The sequence below is a fragment of the Streptomyces sp. NPDC096046 genome, assembly GCF_040303285.1.
In the GTDB taxonomy this organism is placed as follows: Bacteria; Actinomycetota; Actinomycetes; order Streptomycetales; family Streptomycetaceae; genus Streptomyces.
The window spans coordinates 25,916-43,115 of record NZ_JBEOSZ010000024.1 but is presented as its reverse complement, the minus strand read 5'-3'; the positions used below and the strand labels follow the sequence as shown (position 1 = coordinate 43,115).

Below are 17,200 nucleotides of genomic sequence, written 5' to 3'. Positions count from 1 at the left end.
AGGGCGCTGACCGGTGCGCCGGTTCCCCGACCGGCGGACGGCACGGCGAAGGCCCGGCAGCCCCGTCTCCGGGGTGCCGGGCCTTCGTTCGGGCTCGGGCGGGATGACGTCGTCAGCCCTCAGCCGTCATGCCTCAGTGGGAGTGGCCGTGGCTGTGACCGCCGGCGGCCGGCTCCTCCTCTTCCTTCTTCTCGACGACCAGGGTCTCGGTCGTGAGGAGGAGGGAGGCGATGGAGGCGGCGTTCTCCAGGGCGGAGCGGGTGACCTTGACCGGGTCGATGACGCCGGCCTTGACCAGGTCGCCGTACTCGCCGGTGGCGGCGTTGAAGCCCTGGCCCTTGTCGAGCTCGGCGACCTTGGAGGTGATGACGTAGCCCTCCAGGCCGGCGTTCTCGGCGATCCAGCGCAGCGGCTCGACGGCGGCCTTGCGGACGACCGCGACACCCGTGGCCTCGTCGCCGGTCTTGCCGAGGTTGCCCTCGAGGACCTTGACGGCGTGGACCAGCGCGGAGCCACCACCGGAGACGATGCCCTCCTCGACCGCGGCGCGGGTCGCGGAGATGGCGTCCTCCAGACGGTGCTTGCGCTCCTTGAGCTCGACCTCGGTGGCGGCACCCACACGGATGACGCACACGCCGCCGGCCAGCTTCGCGAGGCGCTCCTGAAGCTTCTCGCGGTCCCAGTCGGAGTCGGTGGACTCGATCTCGGCCTTGATCTGGGCGACGCGGCCCTGCACGTCGTCCTTGTTGCCGGCGCCGTCGACGACCGTGGTGTCGTCCTTGGTGACGGTGACGCGGCGGGCGGAGCCGAGCACGTCCAGGCCGACCTGGTCGAGCTTGAGGCCGACCTCCTCGGAGACGACCGTGGCGCCGGTGAGGACGGCCAGGTCCTGCAGCATCGCCTTGCGGCGGTCGCCGAAGCCGGGGGCCTTCACGGCGACGGCGTTGAACGTGCCGCGGATCTTGTTCACGACGAGCGTCGACAGGGCCTCGCCCTCGACGTCCTCGGCGATGATCAGCAGCGGCTTGGAGGCGTTGGACTGGATGACCTTCTCCAGCAGCGGCAGGAGGTCCGCGATGGCGGAGATCTTGCCCTGCGTGATGAGGATGTACGGGTCGTCCAGGACGGCTTCCATGCGCTCCTGGTCCGTCACGAAGTACGGCGACAGGTAGCCCTTGTCGAAGGCCATGCCCTCGGTGAAGTCCAGCTCCAGACCGAAGGTGTTGGACTCCTCGACGGTGATGACACCGTCCTTGCCGACCTTGTCCATCGCCTCGGCGATGAGCTCGCCGACCTGGCTGTCCTGGGCGGACAGGGCGGCGACGGCGGCGATGTCGGACTTCTCGTCGATCGGGCGGGCCGACGCGAGCAGTTCCTCGGAGACAGCGGCGACGGCGGCGTCGATGCCCTTCTTCAGGGCGGCCGGGGAGGCACCGGCGGCGACGTTCTTCAGGCCCTCGCGTACGAGCGCCTGGGCGAGCACGGTCGCGGTGGTCGTACCGTCACCCGCGATGTCGTTGGTCTTGGTCGCCACCTCCTTGACCAGCTGGGCACCGAGGTTCTCGTACGGGTCCTCGATCTCGACCTCGCGGGCGATCGTGACACCGTCGTTGGTGATGGTGGGAGCGCCGAACTTCTTGTCGATGACGACGTTGCGGCCCTTGGGGCCGATCGTCACCTTGACCGTGTCGGCAAGCTTGTTGACGCCGCGCTCGAGGGCGCGACGGGCGTCCTCGTCGAACTTCAGGATCTTCGCCATGGGAGCGTGAGCCCTCTTCCGGAATCTGGGGTGAACGACACTGCGCCCCGGGCGCCCGGCTTCTTATCGATCGCGGGGGCCAGGGGCGCAGTTCAAAGCAATGTGCTTGGGGTGAATTACTTCTCGACGATCGCGAGCACGTCGCGGGCCGAGAGGACGAGGTACTCCTCGCCGTTGTACTTCACCTCGGTGCCGCCGTACTTGCTGTAGAGCACGACGTCGCCGACGGAGACGTCGAGCGGAAGACGGTTACCGTCCTCGAAGCGGCCCGGGCCCACGGCCAGGACGACGCCCTCCTGGGGCTTCTCCTTAGCGGTGTCCGGGATGACCAGGCCAGAGGCGGTGGTCTGCTCGGCGTCGAGCGGCTGGACCACAATGCGGTCCTCGAGCGGCTTGATGGCAACCTTGGAGCTGGTGGTCGTCACGATCCGACCTCCCCCTTCGGAGATCTCACGGGGTTAACTGTCTGAGGTGGCGACCAGGTGGATCCGTCGTCGCGGGTGCCGGACCTGCCCGTCGCTGTGTTGGCACTCTCCTAGGGGGAGTGCCAGAGCCGAGACTATGACTGTGATTAGCACTCGGTCAAGCGGACTGCTAATTCGCCGCGGCGCGTCGGCCAGGTGTTCCCTCCAGGTAGTCCTCCAGCCGCCCCACCCGAAGCCCCCTCCGCTCGATCTCCCGCAACAGCCGCTCGGTCCGTTCCGTCAGGGTCGGGGAGGCCGTCTCGCCCGACGGCACCGAGACGATGTCGCCGGGTCGCAGCCCAAAGTGGCCGCGGGTGTAGGTCAGCTCGCCCTCGGCGTTCGCGGACGCCCGCCACAGGACGACCGCCGTGATGCCGCAGTCGGCCGCGGCGCGCAGGGTCGTCGTGTCGTAGGTGCCGTAGGGCGGGCGGAACAGGCGGGGGCTGATGCCGAAGCGGGAGCGCAGTTTGTGCTGCTGGCCGCAGATCTCGGCGCGCTGGCCGGCGTAGGGCAGGCCGCGCAGGGCGGGGTGGTCGAGCGTGTGGTTCTGGATGGACGCGCCGACCGCGCGCAGCCGGGCGAAGTGGCCGTAGCCGGGCCCCACGACGCTGTCCGTGAGGAACATGCTGACCGGGAGCCGCCGTTCACGCACGAGGCCGATGAAGCGGGGGTCGCGTTCGGCGCCGTCGTCGTAGGTGAGGAAGACGACCGGGTCGCGGGTGGCGACGTGGTCCACGACGGGCGGCAGCCGGCGGGTGCCGCTCACCGCACCCGGGTCCTGGGCCCGCCCGTCGGCGGTGCCCGGCCCCTGCCCCGCCCCGGCGCAGCCGGCCAGCACGACGGCGCACAGCAGCGCGGCGGCCGGCCGCCTCACAGGTAGTCCTCCAGCCGCCCGACCGCGTAGCCCTGGGCCGTGACCTTGTCGAGGAAACGGCGGACCATGTCGGTCATCGTGCCCTTCCACTGGTCGCGGCCCCGGAAGTGGGTGAGGACGATGTCGCCCGGGCGCAGCTTCCGGTCCGCCTCGCGGTACTCCCAGTGGTCGGCGAAGACCTCCTCGTTCCACAGGGGCGCGTAGGCGATGCCGCAGGCCTTGGCGGCGCGCAGGGTCGTCCGGTCGTAGCTGCCGAAGGGCGGACGGAAGAGGGCGGGCCGTTTGCCGAACCGCCGCTCCATGTAGCTCTGCATGCCGCAGATCTCGCGCTTCTGCGCGCGGTACGACATGCCCCGCAGGTCGGGGTGGTGCAGCGTGTGGTTGTTCAGGACCACGCCCCGCGACTGCATCCTCCGGAAGTAGCGGGGGTCGTCCTTGATGAGGTAGCCGCTGAGGAAGGCCGTGTACGGGACGTCCAGGTCGCTCATCATCCGCAGGAACGCCGGGTCCTTCTCGGCGCCGTCGTCGATGGTGAGGAAGACGACCTTGTCCCGGGTGGGGATCGTGGTGAAGACGGGCGGGAGGTCCAGCTCCCGGTGGCCGTCCACCTCGAAGCCCTTGCGGGTCCTGATCCCGGGCTTCGTCGTGGGAGGCGGCGGGGCGGCCAGGGGGACCTTGCGCAGGTTCCAGCGGTGTGCGGCGGCGACCCGGGCGGCGTGCGCGGCGCGCAGCCTGGTGGCGTAGGAGTCGAGCGCGCGGGCCGGGGGCGCGTCGAGGGGCTGCTGCCCGCCGGCCGGGGGGACCCGGTCGCTGCCGCCGCCCTCGGCGCAGCCGGAGGCGATGGCGGCGAGGACGAGCACGGCCAGGACGATCCGCGCACCGGCGGACGTCCGCCCCGATGCCCGGCTTTTGTCACTTTGTACGACTGCTCGCATGGTGCCGGATCCTCGCAGCCCTCTCCGGCCGATCCCGCCCCGACACCGCGGCCGGTGGCCCACCATCCACCGACTGGCCCACACGCCCCGCGGCCGCCGCCGTGGCCGACAATGATCCGGTGAACGACCTCGCTCCCCTCCTCAGCCCCGAAGGCCGCGCCCTCCTCGACGAGGTGCGGGACACCGACCCGGCGCGGGAGCTGGCCGTCGCGACCCGGCTGCGCCGCGAGCATCCCGCCGAGCTGGTGTCGGCGGCGCTGGGCCAGGCGCGGCTGCGGCAGCGGGCGGCGGTGAAGTTCGGGGCGCAGGACGCGGGCCGGATGTTCTTCACGCCGAACGGGGTCGAGCAGTCGACCCGGGCGAGCGTGGCGGCCTACCGGGCCCGGCGCATGGCCGAGCTGGGCGTCACCTCGGTCGCCGACCTGTGCTGCGGCATCGGCGGTGACGCGATCGCGCTGGCCCGCGCCGGGATCCGGGTGCTGGCCGTGGACCGGGACCCGCAGACGGCCGCGGCGGCCCGGGCCAACGCCGACGCGCTGGGACTGGCCGGCCTCATCGAGGTGCGCGAGGCGGACGTCACGGACGTGGACACGGCCCGTTTCGACGCCGTGTTCGTCGACCCCGCCCGGCGCGGCGGACGGGGCCGGATCTTCGACCCCGAGGCCTACTCACCGCCCCTGTCCTGGGCGGTCTCCGCCGCCCGCCGGGCCCCCCGGGCCGCCGCGCTCAAGGTCGCCCCCGGCATCCCGCACGAGGCGGTTCCGGAGGACGCGGAGGCCGAGTGGATCTCCGACGGCGGAGACGTCAAGGAGGCGGTGCTGTGGTTCGGCACCGAACCGGCGGCGGTCCGGGCCACCCTCCTGCCGGGCCCCCGCACCCTGCTCTCCCGCGGCCTGCCCGACCCGGAGGTCCGCCCGCCCGGCCGCTACCTGTACGAGCCCGACGGCGCCGTCATCCGCGCCCACCTGGTCGCCGAGGTGGCCGAACAGGTGGGCGGAGGGCTGCTCGACGCGACCATCGCGTATGTCACGGCCGACGCCCTGCATCCCACCCCGTACGCCACGGCCTACGAGATCACCGACCATCTGCCCTTCAACCTCAAGAAGCTGAAGGCGCTGCTGCGGGAGCGGCGGGTGGGCACGCTGACCGTCAAGAAACGGGGCTCGGCGGTGGAGCCGGAGGAGCTCCGCAGGAAGGTCAAGCCGCAGGGCCCGCACGCGGCCACGGTGTTCCTGACCCGGGTCGCGGGGGCACCGGCGATGCTCATCGGGCATCCCGCCGAGTAGCCGCCGATGACCTCCTTGGACTCGGTGAACGGCCCGTCGGTGACGGACAGCTGCCCGCCCTCCCAGGTCACCCGGCTGCCGTCCGAGGTGGGCGTGAGCCCGGCCGTGTCGAGCACGACCCCGGCCTCGGTGATCTCCTCCAGCCGTTTGCCCATCCGCTCCCTGAGTTCGGGGCTCGGACCCTCGGCGGGGGCGTTCTTCTCGTCGACGCGGATCAGGGTGAGAAAGCGCGGCCTGGTGACTCCTCGTCTTGCGCGGAGCGGGGCATCTCCCCGCTCTCACCCCCGCGCCGACCGGGAGACCGCCGGATCGACATGCCCGCCGGATTTCTTCGAAGATTTCTTCCGGGTCGCGTCGGCGCAGGTCACCGCAGTGATTCCCACAGCTTGCCCGCCTCGGGTTCCTCGGCCACCACCCGGTTGGGGTCCGACGGCGCCCGCACCACGGGCATCATCACCGTCCGCACCCCGCTCGCCGAGAGGCCCCGCAGGCTCCGTCCGAGCCGGGTCAGTTCGGCGAGGGAGTCCAGGCCCGTGTCGGTGGTGAGGCCGGCGGTCACCGCGTCCGCGACGCGGTACAGCTTGGCCGGGTCGGTCAGCAGGTTCTCGGAGGCGATCTGCTCCAGCAGCGCCTTCACCAGCTTCTGCTGGAGGCCTATGCGGCCGAGGTCGCTGCCGTCGCCTATGCCGTGCCGGGTGCGGGCCAGGGCGAGGGCCCGGGTGCCGTCCAGGTGATGGGTGCCCGCCTTCAGCCGCAGGTGGCTGTCCTCGTCGGCGATGTCCTCGTCCGTGGTGACGGTGACACCGCCGAGCGCGTCCACGAGCTCGGTGAATCCGGAGAAGTCGATCTCCAGGTAGTGGTCCATGCGGATGCCGGTGAGCGATTCGACCGTCTTCACCGCGCAGACCGGGCCGCCCACCTCGTACGCGCTGTTGAACATGGAGCGGTGGGCGACCGCCGTGGAGCCGCCGGACGCGCGCGGGCAGGACGGGCGGGTGACCAGGGTGTCGCGCGGGATGCTCACCACCGTAGCGCTCGTCCGCCCGGCGTCGAGATGGACGACCATCGCCGTGTCGGAGCGGGCGCCGGAGCTGTCGCCGCCGCCGAGCCTGCGGTTCTCCTCGCCGCTGCGCGAGTCCGAGCCGAGCACCAGGATGTTGAGGGGTTCGCTCGGCAGGGCCGGGGCCGAGGGCGACGGTGTGCTCAGCGGCTTCGGTGGCCGGTCGTCGCCCAGCGCGCTGTCGATGTCGACGCCGGTGATGTTGCCGCTGAGGTGCCAGTAGGCCCAGACCGCCGCTCCCGCGCCCAGCACCAGTGCACCCGCCAGGGTGAGGCCGACGATCTTCAGCGCTCTCGACCGCCGGCCCGCTGCCGTGCCCTCGTCCCCGTGGTGTCCCGTCACAAGCAGGAACATAAGTCCGAATTATGACGGGCAGGGACTTCAGGGCGTCCTTTCTTCGGAAATTCTCAGATTTCGGGGCCCGGACTCACCCTCAGTGCCACCACCGGCACCGGATTGCTCCCGCTCCACGAGCCGTTGAGGCCGAACGTCACCGAACCGCCGTCCGGTACCGGTCCGTTGCCGGGGGCGTTCGCGCGACCGGCCGCCGCGCCGGTCTGTGCGCGGTTCGCGTTCCGGGACCGGGTGATCCGCGGTCCGGCACCGGACCTCCGGTTCGCCCTCCACGACGACGGCGCGGCGTCCGAGCGGGCGATCCACGCCCGGTCCGCGCAGCCGTTGCTCCGCTGGCCCGTGACGCCGTACATCGCCGTACAGGCGCCCGTCGGTGGCGGGGTCGTCGCGTCCCCGCCCGGCGCCTCTCCTGCGGGGCGTCACCGACTCCGCGCGGGGGCGCGCCGGCGGCGTGCGGCGCGGCGGTCGCGAGCGGCGGGGAGCCGGCCAGGGCCCTGCCGGGCGGGCGGGGTCAGCTGAGGGTCTTGAGTGACGCCGGGTGGTACGGGGCGAGGTCCTCGAAGCGGCCGTCGAGGACCTTGCGGACCCACTCGGGGTCCTGGAGCAGGGCGGCCGACGGCGACCAGGTCAAACTCGCCGGCGGCGGCCACTCCGGCGGGCAGGGGATCCCGGTGAGCCCGATCTCGGGGAGCTCATCGCGAGGGCTACGAAAGTTTCGGTGAGGTAGCCGATTGGCTTCGGTGCGGTGTGGGAGGCATGCGAAAGACCCGTCGACGCAGCGCCTACGCCTCCGCGGGCGGCCCCGCCGTGCTGCTGCGCACCACCAGGCTCGTCGCCAGCTCGACCCGGGTCGCCGGGGTCCCCTCGTCCCGCCCGAGGTCGAGGACCAGCTTGGCCGCGGCCTCGGCCATCTCCGTCAGCGGCTGCCGCACGGTCGTCAGCGGCGGCCCGACCCAGGGCGCCACCGGCAGATCGTCGAACCCGACCACGCTCAGGTCCTCGGGGACGCGCAGCCCCAGCTCGCGCGCGGCCTCGTACAGCCCGAGCGCCTGCAGGTCGTTCCCGGCGAAGACGGCGGTCGGCCGGTCCGGGCGGCGCAGCAGTTCCAGGCCCCGCCGGTAGCCGGTCTCGTGGTGGAAGTCGCCGGTCGCGATCAGCTCGGGATCCACCGGCAGCCCGGCCGTCTCCAGCGCGGCCCGGTAGCCGTCGATCCTGGCCCGGCTGCACATCATCTGCGAGGGCCCGCTGATCGCGCCGATCCTGCGGTGCCCCAGCTCGACCAGATGCCGGGTGGCCGCGAGACCGCCCTGCCAGTTGGTCGCGCCGATCGACGGCACGTCGGCGCCGGGGTCGCCGGCCGGGTCCATCACCACGAACGGGATGGAGCGGCTGGTCAGCAGGGCCCGCTGCGACTCGTCGAGACCGGACAGGACCAGGATCACACCGTGCGGCCGGCGTGCGGCGACCTGGTCGGCCCAGGTCCGGCCGGGGGTGAGCCGCCCCGCGCTCTCGGACAGCACGACACTGAGCCCGGCGTCCCGCGCCACGTTCTCCACGCCCCGGATGACCTCCATCGCCCAGGCGCTCTCCAGCTCGTGGAAGACCAGGTCGATCAGGGGCGAGCGGGTCGCCTCGGCGCGGCGGCGCCGGTAGCCGTGGGCGCGCAGCAGGCCCTCGACGCGGGACCGGGTGGCCGGGGCGACGTCGGCCCGGCCGTTCAGGACCTTCGAAACAGTCGGCGCCGACACGCCCGCCTCACGGGCGATCTCGGCGAGCGTCGCGGTCTGCGCGGTGCGCCCCTGCGTCCGGATCTGCGTCCGGCTTTCAACGGGCTCCGGGGATGTCATGGCGGCGATCGTAACCCTGCGGGCCCCCTTGACGAAGTCCCCAGGGCGCCATAGGTTCCCGGAACATTCGGCATACACATCGAAACATTCGTAGAAGCGGGCGCGGGAAACGACCGTCAGGAGCCTCCACGCGCTCGTGAGAGGGCCGTCCCGTCCACCCGACAGGAGCTTCATGACCACCGCCCCCTGGCGTGATCCCGCGCTGCCCGCCGCCGCCCGCGTCGACGACCTGCTCGCGCGGATGACCCTGGAGGAGAAGACCGCCCAGTTGTACGGCGTGTGGGTGGGCGCCGCGACGGACGGCGGCGGGGTCGCTCCGCACCAGCACGACATGACCGTCGAGCGCTCCGACGAGGAATGGGACGAGCTGATCACCCACGGCCTGGGCCAGCTCACCCGCTCCTTCGGCACCTCGCCCGTGGACCCGGCGCTGGGCGCGCAGGCACTGGCCCGCGCTCAGCGCCGTATCACCGCGGCCGGCCGCTTCGGCATCCCGGCGATCGCGCACGAGGAGTGCCTGGCCGGCTTCACCGCCTGGCAGGCCACGGCCTACCCGGTCCCGCTCGCCTGGGGAGCGACCTGGGATCCGCCGCTGGTCGAGGAGATGGCCCGGCGCATCGGCGCCGACCTGCGCTCGGCCGGTGTCCACCAGGGTCTCGCACCCGTACTGGACGTCGTCCGCGATCCGCGCTGGGGCCGGGTGGAGGAGACGATCGGCGAGGACCCCTACCTGGTCGGCACGGTCGGCACCGCGTATGTGCGGGGCCTGGAGTCGGCCGGAGTCATCGCCACGCTCAAGCACTTCGCCGGGTACGCCTCCTCGGCCGGTGCCCGCAACCTCGCTCCGGTCCGGGCCGGCGTCCGCGAGTTCGCCGACGTCACCCTCCCGCCCTTCGAGATGGCCCTGCGCGAGGGCGGCGCCCGCTCGGTGATGGCCGCCTACACCGAGACGGACGGCGTCCCGGCCTCCGCGGACCCCGGGCTGCTGACCCGTCTCCTGCGCGAGGAGTGGGGCTTCACCGGCACGGTCGTGGCCGACTACTTCGGCATCGGCTTCCTGCAGACCCTCCACCGGGTCGCGGGCACCCCCGCCGAGGCGGCCCACGCGGCTCTCACCGCCGGCATCGACGTCGAACTCCCCACCGTCAGCTGCTACGGCCCGCCGCTGCTGGAGGCGGTCCGCGCGGGCGAGGTCCCCGAGGAACTCGTCGACCGGGCGGCCCGCCACGTCCTGCTCCAGAAGTGCGAACTGGGCCTGCTGGACGAGGACTGGACCCCCGAGCCGGCCACCGAGATCAGCCTCGACTCCACGGGCAACCGCATCCTGGCCCGCCGCCTGGCCGAGGAGTCCGTGGTCCTGCTCGACAACCCCGACGGCCTGCTGCCGCTGGCCCCCGACACCCGGATCGCGGTCGTCGGGCCCCGGGCGGCCGACGCCCTGGCCATGCTGGGCTGCTACTCCTTCCCCTCCCATGTCCTCACCCACCACCCCGAGGTGCCGGCCGGCATCGAGATCCCGACGGTCCTGGACGCCCTGCGCGGCGAACTGCCCGACGCCAAGGTGACGTTCGCGCAGGGCTGTGACGTGACGGACCCGGACACCGCGGGCTTCGACGAGGCGATCGCCCGCACCGCCGAGGCGGATGTGTGCGTGGCGGTCCTCGGCGACCGGGCGGGCCTGTTCGGCCGCGGCACCTCGGGCGAGGGCTGCGACGCGACGGACCTCGGTCTGCCGGGCGCCCAGGGCGACCTGCTGGACGCGCTGGTCGCCACGGGCGTCCCCGTGGTGCTGGTGCTGCTGACCGGCCGCCCCTACGCCCTGGGCCGCTGGCACCACCGGCTCGGCGCGGTCGTCCAGGCGTTCTTCCCCGGCGAGGAGGGCGGCCCGGCCGTCGCGGGTGTCCTGTCGGGCCGCGTCAACCCCTCGGGCCGCCTGCCCGTGAGCGTCCCCCGGGTCCCGGGCGGCCAGCCCTGGACGTACCTCCAGCCGCCCCTGGGCCTCGCGGGCGAGGTCAGCAACCTCGACCCGACCCCCCTGTACGCCTTCGGGCACGGCCGTTCGTACACGGCGTTCACCTGGGAGGACTGCTCCGCGACCGAACCGGCCGAGCTCGGCACGGACGGCTCCCACGACGTGTCGGTGACCGTCCGGAACACGGGCGGACGCGAGGGTGCGGAGGTCGTGCAGCTGTACCTGCACGACCCGGTGGCCTCGGTGACCCGCCCCGACGTCCGGCTGATCGGCTACCAGCGCGTGGAGCTGGCGCCGGGCGAGGCGGCCCGGGTCACGTTCCGTTTCCACACGGACCTTTCGGCGTTCACCGACCGTTCGGGCCGAAGGGTGGTCGAACCGGGCGCCCTGGAACTACGGTTGGCGGCGTCCAGCGCGGACGTACGCCACAGGGCGCACCTCACACTCACGGGCCCGGTCCGCGAGGCGGGAGCCGACCGGCGGCTGCGGTGCGAGACGGAGGTGTCGGGGGTGGGCTGATCCTCCGTGCGGGGCATGACGGGGGGTCGCGATGGACCGGCTGGTGCACCACGAACTGCGGTCCCTCGCCGCCTGCGGCACCGGATCCAGCCGGACAGCCGGTGGGAGTGGTGGCAAGGGCGGCAAGACGGGACCACGACGCTGATGATGATCGCCGGGCTCTGCGAACCCGACTCCGGCACCATCACCGTCGGGGAACGCGGTATCGGTCCTGGCCGCCACGGCCGTCGCCCTGACGACCCCGGGCCTGGTCGAGGGCTTCTCCGCGCCGTCCGCACCCGGCCGGCTCGGCCTGTACATCGGCGGTGTGCTCGCCTTCCTGCTGCTGTGGACGCTCGTCAAGGCGACCGGGCTCAAGTGGATCGGCGGGGTACGGGACTTCGAGACGGCGGTCCGGCTCGAGGAGACCGGCCCGGCCCCGCCGGCCGCGCGCTTCCTGCGCGACAAGCCCTTCAGCCCGCGGCTCTTCGTGCTGTATCTGCTGTTCACGGTGCCCTTGTCCCTGTGGGAACCGTGGGCGGCCGTGCTGCCCCTGTGGTCGGCCGTCGACTGGCTGGGCCAGGCCGCGGTCGCCGCCCACCGGGAGCGCGGGCACGGCATGCCGGTGTGGCGGGGACGGGTCGAGAGCAGGCCCCGGAAGCTCTCGGTCAGCCGGCGTCCGCCGACTCGAACCGCCACCGGTGCACGGCCCGTGTGACCAGTCCCCCCTCCGGGTCCGGCAGTTCGGGCAGGTCGGCGTCGTACGGGGCGTCCCACCAGGTGATGACGAGGACCCGGTCCTGGGGCGCCCGGAAGGTCTCCCGGCGCAGCGGTCTGCCGGGGAGTTCCTGGGCGCGTGCCCAGGCCAGCAGCTCCTCGCCCCGCCCCTCGGACGCCCGGGCCTCCCACATCAACGCGACCGTCACGAGTAGAGGTTCTCCTCGCCGATCTCGTGCACGTGGTCGTGCCCGGGCACGTGCGGTTCGGTGACCGGCAGGGACGAGTCCGCCGACAGGTCCCAGGACGACGCCGCCCGGCCCCGGGCGACCATCTCCGCGCCGAGGGCGGCGACCATCGCGCCGTTGTCCGTGCACAACTTGGGCCGCGGCACCCGCAGCCGGATCCCCGCGGCCTCGCAGCGCTCCTGGGCGAGGACGCGCAGGCGGGAGTTGGCGGCCACGCCGCCGCCGATCATCAGGTGGTCGACGCCCTCGTCCTTGCAGGCCCGGACGGCCTTGCGGGTCAGCACGTCCACGACCGCCTCCTGGAAGGAGGCCGCCACGTCCCGCACCGGCACGTCCTCCCCCGCCGCCCGCCTGGCCTCGATCCAGCGCGCCACGGCGGTCTTCAGCCCCGAGAAGGAGAAGTCGTAGACCGGGTCGCGCGGGCCGGTCAGACCGCGGGGGAAGGAGATCGCGTTCGGGTCGCCCTCCTTGGCGTACCGGTCGATGACCGGCCCGCCGGGGAAGCCGAGGTTCAGCACGCGGGCGATCTTGTCGAAGGCCTCACCGGCCGCGTCGTCGATGGTGGCGCCCATCGGGCGGACGTCGGAGGTGATGTCCGAGGACAGCAGCAGCGAGGAGTGCCCGCCGGAGACCAGCAGGGCCATGGTCGGCTCGGGCAGCGCGCCGTGCTCCAGCTGGTCCACGCAGATGTGCGAGGCGAGGTGGTTGACGCCGTAGAGGGGCTTGCCGAGCGCGTACGCGTAGGCCTTCGCCGCGGAGACGCCGACCAGCAGGGCACCGGCGAGACCGGGGCCGGCGGTGACGGCGATGCCGTCGAGGTCGCGGGCGCTGACGCCCGCTTCCTTCAGGGCGCGGTCGATGGTGGGGACCATCGCCTCCAGGTGAGCGCGGCTCGCCACCTCCGGTACGACACCGCCGAAGCGGGCGTGCTCGTCGACGCTGGAGGCGACGGCGTCGGCCAGCAGGGTGGTGCCCCGCACGATGCCGACGCCGGTCTCGTCGCAGGAGGTCTCGATTCCCAGTACGAGGGGTTCGTCAGCCATTGATCTCGGTTCCTTGTACGGAGTTCTCGGGGGCGGTCAGACGCATCACCAGGGCGTCCACGTTGCCCGGCTGGTAGTAGCCGCGCCGGAAGCCGATGGGCTCGAAGCCGAAGCGCTCGTACAGCTTCTGTGCGCGGACGTTGTCGACCCGGCACTCCAGCATCACCTCGGCGCACTCGAAGGTGGTGGCCGCCCGCAGCAGTTCGGCCAGCAGCCGTCCGCCGAGACCGGTGCCCCACAGCTCGCGGGACACGGCGATGGTCTGGACGTCGGCCTGCTCACCGGTGGCGACCAGACCGGCGTAGCCGACGATCCGGGAGCCGGCCTCGGCGACCACGTACCGCCGGTTGGCCCCGGGCCCCCGCGCATGGGCGAGTTCGGACCAGAACATGCCCCGGGACCAGGCGTCCTCGGGGAACAGGTCCCGCTCCAGTTCCAGCACGGAGTCGATGTCCCACCAGCGCATCTCGCGCAGCGTGCACGTCACGGGCTCGGTCACTTGGGGGTGACCACCTTGTAGTTCTTGGGGACCTGGGCGTCCGGGCGGCGCAGGTACAGCGGCCGGGGCGCGGGGAGTTCCTCCCCGGCGGCCAGCTTCTCGGCGGCCAGCCGGGCCAGGGCGGCGGCGGACACGTGCTCCGGCTCGTGCGCCTTGGGGAAGGTGTCGGGGTACAGCAGCGCGCCCGCGCCGACCGCGGGCAGCCCCGCGACCTGCTCGGCGATGTCGGCGGGCCGGTCCACGGCCGGGTCGGTGACCCGGGTGCGGGAGTCGGCGTAGCGGGCCCAGTACACCTCTTTGCGGCGGGCGTCGGTCGCGACGACGAACGGACTGTCCAGGTCGGTGGCGTAGGCGAGGCCGTCCAGCGTGCACACGCCGTGCACGGGGACACCGAGCGCGAGCCCGAAGGTGTCCGCGGTCATCAGTCCGACGCGCAGCCCGGTGTACGGTCCCGGACCGATCCCGGCGACGACCCCGGTGACGGCGTCGAGCCGCACACCGGCCTCGGCGAGCACCCGGTCGATCGCCGGCAGCAGCAGTTCCCCGTGCCGCCGCGCGTCCACCTGACTGGACGAGGCGATGACATCGCGTCCGTCGTGCAGCGCGACGGTGACGGCGGGCGTGGCGGTATCCAGAGCGAGCAAGAGCACGCAAACAGCCTACGGCTCCCCGGGGCCCGGCACGGTCGCGGCGGTCGGGTCGTCACGTGCTGCTACCGTCACCTACCGTCACGGCAGGGATGTGCGACGTGAGGTGGACCCAGTGGCAGCCAGCAGTACGGGAATCGTGGCCGGGCTCACCGCCGCGGCCCTCGCCGCGATCGGCTACCTCGCCCACCAGGCGGCCGAGACCGTCCCGGCCGGGCTGGGACGGGCGGCGCAGGCGAGCGCCACGCCGGCGGCCGGCGCGTCGAAGGCGCCCCGGGCCGGCGAGGACCCCGCCGCGCTGCCCGGCGGCTCCGGCAAGGGCGCCCGGGTCGTGTACTCGCTGCGCGGTGACCGGGTGTGGCTGGTCGCCGGGGACGAGGCGGTCAGCCGCACGTTCAAGGTCGTGCCGAGCGCGGTGGACCCGGTGCCGGGCAGTTACTCGGTGACGTCCCGCTCGAAGGCGGTCACCGGCTCCGACGGCGTCCCCGTCGAGCACGTGGTGCGCTTCGCCTCCGTGAACGGCGTGGTCATCGGCTTCAGCGCGGCCGTGGGCGGCCCCACCACTCCCGCTCCCGACCCGAAGGTCCGTACGGGTGGCATCCGCGAGTCCCGCGCGGACGGGGACGCGATGTGGACGTTCGCGACGATCGGCCGCAAGGTCGTGGTCGTCCGCTAGGCCCCTTCTGATGAATCTCCGTGGGAGGCGGAGCGGCGTTCGGTGCGTGCTCTGGGGGTCCCCCCTGCTCGAAGAGCTTGGGGGAGTGCCGTGGGGAAGCCCTCGTAGCGGAGCTACCTGGGCTTTCGCGCGGTGCGGCGGTGGGGCCCCTCCCGTTCGAGCGAAGCCGAGAGCGGGGGAGCGTGCCGGGCGTCGCGACGCCGCGGAGATCCATCAGAAGGGGCCTGGCTGGGCCTGCCCCGCGACGGCGTTAGGCCGCTTCCCGGTGCACGGGGGCCCGCTCGGACAGCTCCGGCTCGGGAGCGCGCGGCGGCGTGGAGATCAGGGCCGCCGCCTCGCCGGCCGTCAGCAGGTCATGCATGGACACCCCGGCGACCGCGAACCGCTGCGGCTGCCCGTTGCTCTCTGTAGCCGACATGGACGCCTCCCGAAGGATCGGGGCAACATAGTTAGGTAGACCTAACTACGGACTGGATACCATGTGACCACGCACAAGAGGCCGAGCGCAACATCTTGCCGACGTCTTGTCGGAAGGTTCACCGGATGGCCGCGGCGTGCGCGGTGAGCACTCAGGCGGCGAGCACGCTCAGGTCCGCCGCGGCCCAGCGTTCGCCCACACCGGTGACCGTCATGTGCCGGACCTCGTCGGTCGTGTCACCCACCGCCCGGTGGATCACGACCTGGAGCCGGTCCTCGGTCAGCTCCTCGACCTTGCCCTCGCCCCACTCCACGACGACCACGGAATCGGGCAACGAGACATCGAGGTCCAGGTCCTCCATCTCGTCGAGACCACCGGAGAGCCGGTAGGCGTCGACATGGACGAGCGGCGGCCCGTCCCCCAGGGAGGGATGCACCCGGGCGATCACGAAGGTCGGCGAGGTGACGGCTCCGCGCACGCCGAGCCCCTCGCCCAGGCCGCGGGTCAGCGTCGTCTTGCCCGCGCCGAGCTCCCCGCTGAGCATCACCAGGTCACCCGCGCGGAGCAGTTTCGCGAGCCGGCGGCCCAGCTCCCGCATCTGCTCGGGGGACGTGACGACGATCTGGACGGATCCGGGCTCAGCCGGGCTGTGCGGTGCTGCTGCTTCCATAGCTCTTCACGGTAGCCCCTGCGGGCACGGCACCCGTGCGGGTGAGCAGGTCGGCGAGGCGGTCGGTGACCACTTCCGGGTGTTCCAGCATCACCAGATGCCCCGCGTCCGGCACCAGCACCAGTTCGGCGTCGGGGAGCAGGTCGGCGATGGCCTCGCTGTGCTCACTCGGCGTGACGAGGTCCTGCACCCCGGCCAGGACGAGCACCGGCAGGTCCGCGAAGTGGACGAGCGCCTCGGTCTTGTCGTGGTCGTTGAACGCCGGGTAGTACTCGGCGACCACGTCGATCGGCGTGCTCTCGATCATCCGCTCGGCGAACCGGGCGACGGCCGGGTCGACGTCCCGGGACGCGAACGAGTACCGCTTGATGATCCCGGCGAACAGGTCGGCCGTCGCCCGGCGCCCCTTCTCCACCAGCTCGGCCCGCTGTCCCAGCACCTTCAGCACCCCGGGCAGCACCCGCCGCACCACGTTGACCCCGGCGACGGGCAGGCCGTAGTTGACCTCGCCGAGCCGCCCCGACGACGTCCCCACGAAGGCGACCCCGACGACCCGCTCGCGGATCAGCTCCGGGTACTGGTCGGCCAGCGCCATCACCGTCATGCCGCCCATGGAGTGCCCGACCAGCACCAGCGGGCCCTCGGGTGCCGCCGCGTCTATGACGGCCTTCAGGTCCCGGCCCAGCTGCTCGATGGTGATCGGCTCGTCGTCCCGCGTCTGCGCCACGCCACGGCCGGACCGGCCGTGGCTGCGCTGGTCCCAGTGCACGGTCCGTACGACGCCCCGCAGCGCCGCCCGCTGGAAGTGCCAGGAGTCCTGGCTCAGGCAGTAGCCGTGGCTGAAGACCACCGTGACCGGCGCGGGGAACTTGCGGCCGAAGAGCCTGCGGCGGCGAGGTCCGATGGCCGCCGGGGCGGCCTCCTGGTCGACGTCGTCGACCTCGTAGTACAGCTCGGTGCCGTCGTCCGCGAACGCCTTGCCGGGCATGCCCCGCAGCGAGCCGTACGGTCCCGCCGAGTCCAAGGCGAGCCGGGCCTTCTGGCGCATGCCCCGGCCGACCGTCATCCGCTCCAGGGCGACACCGGCGGCCGCGCCCGTGGCCACCACGCCTATCGCCACGCCGGCGAGACCGGTCGCCCGGCGCCAGCCTCCCGCCGCCCCCGCGGCGGAGGCCGCGACGGCCGCGGAGGCGACGTCGACGACGACCTCCGCACTGCTCTCGCTCACGTACC

Annotated in this window: 18 protein-coding genes and 1 pseudogene; 4 read left to right on the top strand and 15 right to left on the bottom strand. The window is 72.8% G+C overall.

Going from position 1 to position 17,200, the window contains the following annotated elements:
• Positions 1-133: 133 nt before the first annotated feature.
• The 4 genes from groL to ABTX62_RS21560 all read right to left on the bottom strand — a co-directional run bounded on the left by groL (position 134) and on the right by ABTX62_RS21560 (position 4,032).
• Positions 134-1,759 carry a chaperonin GroEL gene (groL, locus tag ABTX62_RS21575; protein WP_352117670.1) on the bottom strand — a complete coding sequence of 542 codons (1,626 nt, stop codon included), beginning with the start codon at positions 1,757-1,759 and terminating at the stop codon, positions 134-136.
• 116 nt (positions 1,760-1,875) lie between these two features.
• A complete protein-coding gene (groES, locus tag ABTX62_RS21570; protein WP_003974211.1) occupies positions 1,876-2,184 on the bottom strand; it encodes a co-chaperone GroES in 309 nt (102 codons plus the stop codon).
• Positions 2,185-2,353: 169 nt separating this feature from the next.
• On the bottom strand, positions 2,354-3,097 hold the full coding sequence (locus tag ABTX62_RS21565) for a polysaccharide deacetylase family protein (RefSeq protein WP_502997990.1): 744 nt from the start codon (positions 3,095-3,097) through the stop codon (positions 2,354-2,356).
• Positions 3,094-4,032, bottom strand: coding sequence for a polysaccharide deacetylase family protein (locus ABTX62_RS21560; protein ID WP_352117669.1), 939 nt, complete (start codon positions 4,030-4,032; stop codon positions 3,094-3,096). Before ABTX62_RS21560 ends, ABTX62_RS21565 begins: the two co-directional genes overlap by 4 nt.
• 119 nt (positions 4,033-4,151) lie before the next feature.
• Between ABTX62_RS21560 and ABTX62_RS21555 the strand changes: the two genes are divergently transcribed.
• Complete coding sequence (locus ABTX62_RS21555; protein WP_352117668.1) at positions 4,152-5,318, top strand: THUMP-like domain-containing protein; 1,167 nt, start codon at positions 4,152-4,154, stop codon at positions 5,316-5,318.
• On the opposite strand, the pseudogene ABTX62_RS21550 reads toward ABTX62_RS21555, so the two are convergent.
• The 4 genes and pseudogenes from ABTX62_RS21550 to ABTX62_RS21530 form a co-directional block, all read right to left on the bottom strand.
• Positions 5,312-5,536: pseudogene (locus ABTX62_RS21550) on the bottom strand (YciI family protein); the annotation flags it as partial. The gene ABTX62_RS21555 and the pseudogene ABTX62_RS21550 sit on opposite strands and share 7 nt — an antisense overlap.
• Positions 5,537-5,682: 146 nt before the next feature.
• On the bottom strand, positions 5,683-6,732 hold the full coding sequence (locus ABTX62_RS21545; protein WP_352117667.1) for an LCP family protein: 1,050 nt from the start codon (positions 6,730-6,732) through the stop codon (positions 5,683-5,685).
• A gap of 53 nt (positions 6,733-6,785) precedes the next feature.
• On the bottom strand, positions 6,786-7,085 hold the full coding sequence (locus ABTX62_RS21540; protein WP_352117666.1) for a cellulose binding domain-containing protein: 300 nt from the start codon (positions 7,083-7,085) through the stop codon (positions 6,786-6,788).
• A gap of 429 nt (positions 7,086-7,514) precedes the next feature.
• Positions 7,515-8,579, bottom strand: a complete 1,065-nt coding sequence (locus tag ABTX62_RS21530; RefSeq protein ID WP_352117665.1) for a LacI family DNA-binding transcriptional regulator — start codon at positions 8,577-8,579, stop codon at positions 7,515-7,517.
• A gap of 172 nt (positions 8,580-8,751) precedes the next feature.
• On the opposite strand from ABTX62_RS21530, the gene ABTX62_RS21525 reads away from it, so the two are divergent.
• The gene (locus ABTX62_RS21525; RefSeq protein ID WP_352117664.1) at positions 8,752-11,070 is read left to right on the top strand and encodes a beta-xylosidase/alpha-l-arabinosidase; all 2,319 of its coding nucleotides are present in this window, start codon (positions 8,752-8,754) and stop codon (positions 11,068-11,070) included.
• Positions 11,071-11,377: 307 nt separating this feature from the next.
• Positions 11,378-11,767, top strand: a complete 390-nt coding sequence (locus tag ABTX62_RS21520; protein WP_352117663.1) for a hypothetical protein — start codon at positions 11,378-11,380, stop codon at positions 11,765-11,767.
• Here the strand turns inward: ABTX62_RS21520 and ABTX62_RS21515 are convergent.
• Genes ABTX62_RS21515 through tsaB form a run of 4 tightly spaced genes read right to left on the bottom strand, consistent with a single transcriptional unit; the run spans position 11,718 to position 14,206 of the window.
• The gene (locus tag ABTX62_RS21515) at positions 11,718-11,975 is read right to left on the bottom strand and encodes a hypothetical protein (protein WP_283969225.1); all 258 of its coding nucleotides are present in this window, start codon (positions 11,973-11,975) and stop codon (positions 11,718-11,720) included. The genes ABTX62_RS21520 and ABTX62_RS21515 overlap by 50 nt on opposite strands.
• Complete coding sequence (tsaD, locus tag ABTX62_RS21510) at positions 11,972-13,057, bottom strand: tRNA (adenosine(37)-N6)-threonylcarbamoyltransferase complex transferase subunit TsaD (protein WP_352117662.1); 1,086 nt, start codon at positions 13,055-13,057, stop codon at positions 11,972-11,974. Before tsaD ends, ABTX62_RS21515 begins: the two co-directional genes overlap by 4 nt.
• Complete coding sequence (rimI, locus tag ABTX62_RS21505) at positions 13,050-13,556, bottom strand: ribosomal protein S18-alanine N-acetyltransferase (protein WP_352117661.1); 507 nt, start codon at positions 13,554-13,556, stop codon at positions 13,050-13,052. Before rimI ends, tsaD begins: the two co-directional genes overlap by 8 nt.
• Complete coding sequence (gene tsaB, locus ABTX62_RS21500; RefSeq protein WP_352117660.1) at positions 13,553-14,206, bottom strand: tRNA (adenosine(37)-N6)-threonylcarbamoyltransferase complex dimerization subunit type 1 TsaB; 654 nt, start codon at positions 14,204-14,206, stop codon at positions 13,553-13,555. The genes rimI and tsaB overlap by 4 nt, the downstream gene beginning before the upstream one ends.
• 112 nt (positions 14,207-14,318) lie before the next feature.
• Here tsaB and ABTX62_RS21495 point away from each other — a divergent pair, with 112 nt between their 5' ends.
• Positions 14,319-14,879, top strand: a complete 561-nt coding sequence (locus tag ABTX62_RS21495; RefSeq protein ID WP_352117659.1) for a hypothetical protein — start codon at positions 14,319-14,321, stop codon at positions 14,877-14,879.
• A gap of 250 nt (positions 14,880-15,129) precedes the next feature.
• Here ABTX62_RS21495 and ABTX62_RS21490 read toward each other — a convergent pair whose 3' ends face one another.
• The 3 genes from ABTX62_RS21490 to ABTX62_RS21480 all read right to left on the bottom strand — a co-directional run bounded on the left by ABTX62_RS21490 (position 15,130) and on the right by ABTX62_RS21480 (position 17,195).
• Positions 15,130-15,297, bottom strand: a complete 168-nt coding sequence (locus tag ABTX62_RS21490) for a hypothetical protein (RefSeq protein WP_352117658.1) — start codon at positions 15,295-15,297, stop codon at positions 15,130-15,132.
• Positions 15,298-15,448: 151 nt separating this feature from the next.
• Positions 15,449-15,967, bottom strand: a complete 519-nt coding sequence (tsaE, locus tag ABTX62_RS21485) for a tRNA (adenosine(37)-N6)-threonylcarbamoyltransferase complex ATPase subunit type 1 TsaE (RefSeq protein ID WP_283969219.1) — start codon at positions 15,965-15,967, stop codon at positions 15,449-15,451.
• The gene (locus ABTX62_RS21480; protein ID WP_352117657.1) at positions 15,936-17,195 is read right to left on the bottom strand and encodes an alpha/beta fold hydrolase; all 1,260 of its coding nucleotides are present in this window, start codon (positions 17,193-17,195) and stop codon (positions 15,936-15,938) included. The genes tsaE and ABTX62_RS21480 overlap by 32 nt, the downstream gene beginning before the upstream one ends.
• Between the last annotated feature and the right edge of the window lie 5 nt (positions 17,196-17,200).

Excerpts from the sequence above, each read along its gene's own strand:
- ABTX62_RS21525 (WP_352117664.1), top strand. The coding sequence starts at position 8,752 with ATGACCACCGCCCCCTGGCGTGATCCCGCGCTGCCCGCCGCCGCCCGC.
- ABTX62_RS21530 (WP_352117665.1), bottom strand. The coding sequence starts at position 8,579 with ATGACATCCCCGGAGCCCGTTGAAAGCCGGACGCAGATCCGGACGCAG.
- ABTX62_RS21490 (WP_352117658.1), bottom strand. The coding sequence starts at position 15,297 with ATGTCGGCTACAGAGAGCAACGGGCAGCCGCAGCGGTTCGCGGTCGCC.
- ABTX62_RS21560 (WP_352117669.1), bottom strand. The coding sequence starts at position 4,032 with ATGCGAGCAGTCGTACAAAGTGACAAAAGCCGGGCATCGGGGCGGACG.
- tsaD (WP_352117662.1), bottom strand. The coding sequence starts at position 13,057 with ATGGCTGACGAACCCCTCGTACTGGGAATCGAGACCTCCTGCGACGAG.
- tsaE (WP_283969219.1), bottom strand. The coding sequence starts at position 15,967 with ATGGAAGCAGCAGCACCGCACAGCCCGGCTGAGCCCGGATCCGTCCAG.
- ABTX62_RS21540 (WP_352117666.1), bottom strand. The coding sequence starts at position 7,085 with ATGTACGGCGTCACGGGCCAGCGGAGCAACGGCTGCGCGGACCGGGCG.
- ABTX62_RS21545 (WP_352117667.1), bottom strand. The coding sequence starts at position 6,732 with ATGTTCCTGCTTGTGACGGGACACCACGGGGACGAGGGCACGGCAGCG.
- groL (WP_352117670.1), bottom strand. The coding sequence starts at position 1,759 with ATGGCGAAGATCCTGAAGTTCGACGAGGACGCCCGTCGCGCCCTCGAG.